9 protein-coding genes are annotated in these 7,106 nt (G+C 43.9%); 6 read left to right on the top strand and 3 right to left on the bottom strand.

The genetic code is table 11. The features are described 5' to 3' along the window. Positions 1-175: anthranilate/aminodeoxychorismate synthase component II (locus tag HRU21_10820; GenBank protein NRA42780.1), on the top strand; the 175-nt coding region annotated here is incomplete at its 5' end. A 301-nt stretch (positions 176-476) separates the two neighbouring features. Continuing rightward, complete coding sequence (locus HRU21_10815) at positions 477-1,325, top strand: DUF3014 domain-containing protein (GenBank protein ID NRA42779.1); 849 nt, start codon at positions 477-479, stop codon at positions 1,323-1,325. Here HRU21_10815 and HRU21_10810 read toward each other — a convergent pair whose 3' ends face one another. Next, on the bottom strand, positions 1,326-1,619 hold the full coding sequence (locus HRU21_10810; protein NRA42778.1) for a hypothetical protein: 294 nt from the start codon (positions 1,617-1,619) through the stop codon (positions 1,326-1,328). It lies immediately after the preceding gene. A gap of 260 nt (positions 1,620-1,879) precedes the next feature. Here HRU21_10810 and HRU21_10805 point away from each other — a divergent pair, with 260 nt between their 5' ends. The 3 genes from HRU21_10805 to HRU21_10795 all read left to right on the top strand — a co-directional run bounded on the left by HRU21_10805 (position 1,880) and on the right by HRU21_10795 (position 5,188). Then, complete coding sequence (locus HRU21_10805) at positions 1,880-3,256, top strand: trypsin-like peptidase domain-containing protein (protein ID NRA42777.1); 1,377 nt, start codon at positions 1,880-1,882, stop codon at positions 3,254-3,256. Further along, entirely contained in the window at positions 3,244-4,218 is a 975-nt protein-coding gene (locus tag HRU21_10800; GenBank protein NRA42776.1) for an FHA domain-containing protein, read from the top strand. Before HRU21_10805 ends, HRU21_10800 begins: the two co-directional genes overlap by 13 nt. 124 nt (positions 4,219-4,342) lie before the next feature. Further along, a complete protein-coding gene (locus HRU21_10795) occupies positions 4,343-5,188 on the top strand; it encodes a histone deacetylase (protein NRA42775.1) in 846 nt (281 codons plus the stop codon). A 64-nt stretch (positions 5,189-5,252) separates the two neighbouring features. On the opposite strand, the gene HRU21_10790 is transcribed toward HRU21_10795, so the two are convergent. Continuing rightward, positions 5,253-5,573: a hypothetical protein gene (locus tag HRU21_10790; GenBank protein NRA42774.1), complete on the bottom strand. Its 321-nt coding sequence runs from the start codon at positions 5,571-5,573 to the stop codon at positions 5,253-5,255. Between the two features lie 151 nt (positions 5,574-5,724). Here HRU21_10790 and HRU21_10785 point away from each other — a divergent pair, with 151 nt between their 5' ends. Continuing rightward, complete coding sequence (locus tag HRU21_10785; GenBank protein ID NRA42773.1) at positions 5,725-6,549, top strand: hypothetical protein; 825 nt, start codon at positions 5,725-5,727, stop codon at positions 6,547-6,549. 35 nt (positions 6,550-6,584) lie between these two features. Here HRU21_10785 and HRU21_10780 read toward each other — a convergent pair. Next, a partial coding sequence (locus HRU21_10780; protein NRA42772.1) for a metal-dependent hydrolase occupies positions 6,585-7,106 on the bottom strand: 522 nt, incomplete at its 5' end.

Here is a 7,106-nt window from a genome sequence, read left to right as displayed (position 1 = left end):
CTTAGCAGTAACCGCATGGAGTACTAATGAGCACGGCGAATTTGAAGAAATAATGGCGCTACAGCACAAACACTTGCCCATTAGCAGTGTACAATTTCATCCCGAAGCGATTTTAACCGAGCAAGGGCATGAATTGCTTAAAAACTTTTTAACGCTTCGACATTCAGCACTATGACATTTAATGCTAAAGTTTAACCTATGACTTGTAACCAGTTACCTGTAACCTGTTACATTTGAAACAATCACTTAACAAATTCAAACCTTGGCCGATAAAGTAACCTAAATTAACAAGTATTAAGCACCTAACGAACATTACCGACTTATTATGCAAATATTTCAAGAAAACGATAAAATAGCCGAAATTTATCAGCGCTCTATTAGCGCTGAATGAATAATCTTGGTTAATGCTGGCCGATGTCAACGAATCAGCTATTACTCTTCGCTATGACCCTGGCTATTAATTTTGAGTGTTGCCTATGTTGAAACCTATTGTTGTCATCGTTTTTCTGATACTGGCTGCGTTGAGTCTATTCATCATTAATCAAGATGAGCCTCATCAGTCGCCAATGCTGGCAGACCCACCTATAGACAGTACAACACCGATTGCTCGGCCAGTCGCATCAGATTCTGCAGCTGCATCGATGGCAATGCCGTCCCATCAGGCAAGTCCATTAAAAACTCAAGCAGCAACTCAAGATTTTCCAGATTGGCTAACTGATCTAGCAATACCGCAAGAGCTAGATTTGAGTGATCAATATATTCAGTCGACGCTTAGTGATGTTGATGCAATACAGCCTATTATTGCTCTATTGGTTGATAAAGAAATCTTGCGAAAATTAGCCCGCGCCGTTTATCAAAGTGCAAATGGGAATATTGTTAGCCAATATCGGCCGCTGAGGTCTCCAAATGGCCGTTTTATAGTGCAAGCGTATGCCCCGCAAGGGCAAGATAAATACATCGTAAACTCAGAAAATTATACTCGTTATCAGCATTATGTATCAGCACTTACGCAGTTAGAGCCGAAAGTTGCGGCACAATTGTATTATCGTTTCTCGCCATTATTAGAGCAGGCCTACGCTGAGCTTGGCCTTACTGAAAGTTCCTTTCATGACGCGCTTATAAAAACCACGGGTTTGATAATAAATGCCGAGTTCATCAGCAGTGATGCGATACTTTATCGCAAAACGCTGAAATATCCTTTTGAACAGTCAGCGTTAGAGAGTCTTAATGATATCGAGAAGCTGATGTTTAGAATGGGTAAGGATAATCAACAGCAACTGCAGTCATGGGTGCTAGAGCTAAAAAAACATCTTTCACCCATTTAATTATTCATCATGTCTCACAAAGGGTGTTTCATCCAGAAAGGTGAAACTCAAGAAGGTTGAGAACATACATGTCACTAATATAAACGGTACTGAGAGCTGCAGTACCAGTAAGGCGCTCAGTAAATACAACCAAGCATCACGTAATAACTTCAAGCGTCGTTGATAAGGCTTTAAAAAACGTCGACGATGAATGCACTTGGATGCCTCAATGTCAGGCTCAGTGGTTAATTGCCAATAGTCTAAAAATTTGCGTAATCGGCCAGGTTTTTTATTGCTAAACGTTTGCTTAGACATATACACCCCCAATATTGTAGTAACCAAAAATTCTTTTTGTTGGTTTCTAGGATGAAACGGCTTCTAAATGGTTGCTTTAAATATAGCCAAAAATATTGAAGACGAGCGGTTTTTTCACTTTGCGGCGCTATTTTCTGATAACTGTTAATCACCACAGATTTTCATCCAAACGCTATGCAGAATTAGCGCATTAAAGTGGCTTAGAGTATCCAAGCCGGTATTTATTGCGTATGAACTAACTCTCACTTTATAGTTACCATATGTTTTTATCCGTTTACTTCCGTTCACCATTTCTTAGCAGCTTTTTTCGCTATTTCCTTTGCTGCGCATTAAGCGTAATCAACTTAATCAGTCATGCCGCATTGGCGAATACGGCGAGTGAAATTTTTCAACGCCAACGGCTGCAAGTTTATCAATTGCAGGTGATTGATCGTGCCTCGGGTGACACCTTTAGTTTTGGCTCGGGGTTTCAAATATCTGCTGATGGACATGTTGCCACCAATTTTCACGTCATTGCATCGTATCTGCATCAACCCGAGAAGTACCGCATGCAGTTGCTTAAGCAAGATGAATCGACAGTTGACCTGAAACTATTAGATATTGATGTGGTGCACGATCTGGCGATAGTCTTCTCTCCAGAACTTGGCCGCGAGTATATGCAGCTATCAAGGGATAAATTGGCCAATGGAGATCGCCTATATTCTATGGGTAACCCTCATAATCTAGGCATGACAATTATTGAGGGCACTTACAATGGTTATGTCAAACACCTCAGGCATCAACGCATTTTATTTTCAGGCTCACTGAATCCAGGTATGAGTGGCGGCCCAGCGTTTAACGCCAAGGGCGAGGTGATTGGTATTAACGTTGCCAAAGGCAGTGAGCAGATCAGTTTTTTAGTACCCGTCAATAATTTAATCAATCTGGTAAATCGAGGTTATTTGCAGCCAAGTACTGTGGCAGAACATCAGCCAAATGAAGAACAAGATGCTAAAAGCGACGAGGATTCACTCGAGATCAAAGAACATCATCAGCTTGAACAATTGCAGCAACAACTGGCGCAATCGTTATGGCAGGATCAACAGGCGTTTTATCAGAAAATTTTTAGCAATGATGTAGCTAAAGATACCTTGGGTGAATTTAGCGTGCCCAGCCAATTAGCTGCAAGCCTCAACTGCTGGGGCCACAGCTGGGATGGTAGTCAACGCCGTTATACGGCAGTGCATCAGCACTGCCGCAGTGATGATCGCATTTTTATTCGACAAAACATGAATGTTGGCGGTTTCTTCTATGATATGGAGTGGATGGCGTCTGCTGAACTAAACCCATGGCAGTTTTACAAGGCGGTTGAACAGCGTTTTGAGCACCCATTAATTGAGCGTCAGAGTCACGAACAGCTAACACCGCTGGTTTGCCACAGTCAGCGGCTGTCAATCAATCAATCACAATGGAAGGCATCCAGCTGCCTTAGGCGCTATGTTGATTATGCAGATTTCTATGATGCGAGTTTAATCCTAGCCTCTGTCGACCATAATGATAAGGCATTGGTGGTCAAAGTAGGAGCGCTAGGCATCAGTCAAGCCAATGCAAGGGCATTAATGCAACTGTTTATGGAGCAGCTTAAATGGAACAACTAGTGTTGCAAACGCGCTCAAAACATAGCTGTTCGCACCGTTTTTTTAAGACTGAGGCCAATGTTTTTGCAGTTGGCCGAGGATTGAATAATGCATTAATCATTGATGATCCTTTTATTGACGCAGAGCAACTGCGCTTTGTAAAACAAGGTTCACAATGGTTCGTTCAATGTCTTGCCAGCAGTAATCCCATATTGCTCAACCAGAAATTGCTTGCAGCACATCAATCACCATTAAATGTTGGTGATACGCTGACTATAGGTCAAACCCAGTTAGCAGTGCTGGACGCGGACCAGCCATTAATAGCGACGCGCAAGCTGCGGATCAAACAGTGGTTGCAGACGCCCAGTTGGCAGCTAATACTGCCCATATTGGCATTCATCGCTTATCTCATTGCTGATATCGCATACGACTATTTTTTATCGACACCGGCTCGTCATGAGAGTAAGGCCTGGATGATTTCAGTACTAGTATCAGCAGCTATAGCCATTATATGGAGTGCTATTTGGGCATTCATTGGCCGCTTAAATCATCGACCTTTACATTTTCTGCAGCATTTAGGTGCGTACGCCTGGGTTTCTCTGCTCAGCTTTGTACTGCTGCCTTGGCTGGCTTATATCGAATTCGCCAGTAGCAATCTTAGCGTCGGTGAAGCCTTAAGCTATGTTTTTGCATGGTTAGTATTATCTTTATTAATGCGAACAAATCTTCGTATGGCTAGCAATACCCAGCACCCATCAAGCATTGCGATGCTGCTTGCGGCAATACTATGCGGCTCTTTTTTCGTGATTTCAGACACCATTATGACCGACTTTGATCCGCGCCCAGAATATTCTCAAGTTTTGCAGCCAGGCTCCATACATAAAGACAGCAGCTTAGGTGTGGATGAATTTTTTATCGCACTTGAGCCACAATTTGCAGAGCTTGATCGCTTATCAGAAGCCAGCGAAGAGAACTTGAAATAAAGCTAATGCATAAACATTCGCCGAATTTTGTACTGCAGATTTTCAGCAAGGAATGGTTATTGTGTTAGCTTTTGTGAGTCATCCCAGCTATAGCTACCCGTTTCCTGACAAGCATCGTTTTCCGATGGCCAAGTTTAGCTTGTTGCTTGATTACCTGCGTCAGCAGGGTATTGTCAGCGCGCAAAACTTAGTGCGCCCTGGGCGGGCCAGAGATGAACTGCTGGGATTGGCGCATCATAGTGATTATATCCAACAATTTACTGCAGGCACCTTAGATGCCAAGTCGCTTCGACGCATTGGCTTACCATGGACTGAGCCGTTAGCGTTTCGCTCGCGCATTTCGCCTGCAGGCACTTATCTCACCGCGCAATTTGCCTTAAAGTATGGCTTAGCCTGCCATTTAGCCGGTGGTACGCACCATGCGCATTATGATTTTGGCTCAGGCTTTTGTATTTTTAATGATCTTGCCATTACCGCTAAAGCGCTCATTCAATCCGGCCGCGTGCAGCGGGTTGCTATTTTTGATTGCGATGTTCATCAGGGCGATGGCACGGCAACAATTTTGGCAGATGAGCCTAATGTATTTACCTGCTCTCTGCACTGCGAGAAAAATTTTCCGGTGCGTAAAGCTATCAGCGATCTAGACGTTAATTTACCCAAGGGTATGCAGGATGCTGAATATTTGAAGGCTGTAGCCGATGCGTTAGCACAATGTCTTTCCTTTAAACCCGATATTGTGATTTATGATGCGGGTGTTGACGTTTATCAACATGACCCCTTGGGCCTGCTTGATATTAGCCTAGAGGGCATTCGTCAACGTGATCACTTTGTCCTATCGACACTGGTTGAACTAGGCATACCCACTGCCACAGTGATAGGAGGTGGCTACGATAAAGATCAGCAGCAACTGGCAATACGTCATGCCATCATTGCAGAAGAGGCCAATCGCTGCTTTCAGAATGTTGGTTGAGCGGCTTGTAACGTCGGTTATAGAGTTTTCTAGAGATATGCTTAGCGGGATGCTCAGTAAGGGTTTATGTTTTTGGTCGAAATTCAGCGGGCTTATCTTTAATCCAAGCAACAAAATTAGCGATATCGGGCTGAGTTGCTAAATCCTTCAGCTGATAAAACTCAAAAGCCATTTGTTTCTCAGATAATACCTTATGAATATGTTTATGGCAGGGCTGACAAAGCCATGCGATGTCTGTGATGCACTGTGAACGCGCAAACAATTTTTTGACACGTTTATGTTTATGCATGGTCTTTGGAATAAGATGGTGTTTGGTTAACAGGCTAACCGGACGCTGACATAGCTCACAGCAATCAGGCTTCGGTGGAATAATTAATCTGCTCATGAACGCTCCTGAGATTTTTACGCAGTAGGCTAGCGCTAAGATGTGGGTTTTTTGCTTATAATACGCAGCAGATCTGAGCATTTGCTGCGCAAGCAGCATCTTTGTTAAACTGCCAGCACACGGATATTTTACTTTTTAGGTGATCTCACACATGGAACGATTATTGGTACTAGCCGTATTTCTGTTAACGGTTTCTCATGCGGCTTCATTACATGCGCAGCAAGACTCGCAAGTTGAAAAGGCCGAAACCTTTCATGACGCGGACCCGCGCAATACCCAAACGTCATTTGGCTTTGCTGCTGATCAAGATGGCGAGCTAAAAGTCTCAGCAGGCGGTGGCGGCGCAAATCTTTATGGCGGCGACGAGATCCAAACACAGACCATCATTTATGCCGAGTATTTCACGCAAACCGAGCAAGCACGCTTGCGAATGGCAAATTTTGATGAAAGGTTTGGCGGCATTTATCTAGACCTTGGGCTACAAGATATTATCGATATGTATACCGTGGGCTATATGCTCCCGCTGCAAGCATTCGAATCGTCGCTGATGTTCTTTCCCAGTCTTAACTATACTCGAGTAGAGTTTGATAGTGATGAGGCCGCCGATGCCGTGCTTGATGCAGCTGGCGGGCGGATTGAAATAGATGGGGTGGAATACAGCCGTGATGCAATCGCTGACATTATTACCAATATCGCGCTCGAAGGCAGTGATAGCTCTGATGTTGCCAGTCTGAATGTTTATGCCATGATGCCATGGAATGAAACGCATTTTTCCATGTTGCAAATAACCAGTGGGTCAAGCTATGGCGGCTTTGATATGGAGCTGGTTGATATGTATTTTATGCAAGGTATTCGTGCGCAGCTGGGTGCAAATGTGGTGAATATCTACTTTGAACTACAGCATACAGAAACCACCATTCAGGGCGTTGAAACCGATAGTGAGCACGCCGCTGTCGGTATCACCTTTAAGATTTAAAACTGCGGCTTACTCTTAGACTGAGTTTTTCAGCTTCAGCTCAGGGGTTTTGCGTCTGACTCTTGAATCCATTCGGCTATCTGATCGGCAATCCAAGGCTCTTTGATTTCAGGGTCAAAATCTTTACTGAAGTATTGGCTTACTGACTGGCGGTTAACACCCCAGTCAGTTTTTGCTAATCCCTTCAGAAACATCCATAAGTGAGGCCAAAACTTTTTGCCGCAGTGCTTAGCATCTTGCCTGACTACAGCGGGTATTAAGGTCGTCACATATAAGTTTGCCACCACCAGTGCTTCTAGCATGCCTAAAAACTTAAGCCAGTAACTGTTGTTAATGTGGTTAATGACCTTCAGTTTGACAAAGGAATGCTCAAGCTCTTCTGCTATATGCCACTTCCAGAGCTTTACCATTTCAGTATGCATACCTGATCGGTTCAACACATCTTTTTTGATATGGCTGTCGAAAAAGCCAAAGCCCACAAATTCGATGAAAGCTGCTGATGCAACCGACATATGCAGCGGGCTTTTAGCCTGAATAAATCGCGACCAACGCTCAGT

This window comes from Pseudomonadales bacterium, assembly GCA_013215025.1.
Taxonomy (GTDB): domain Bacteria; phylum Pseudomonadota; class Gammaproteobacteria; order Pseudomonadales; family DT-91; genus DT-91.
This window is presented reverse-complemented; position numbering and strand designations above follow the sequence as displayed.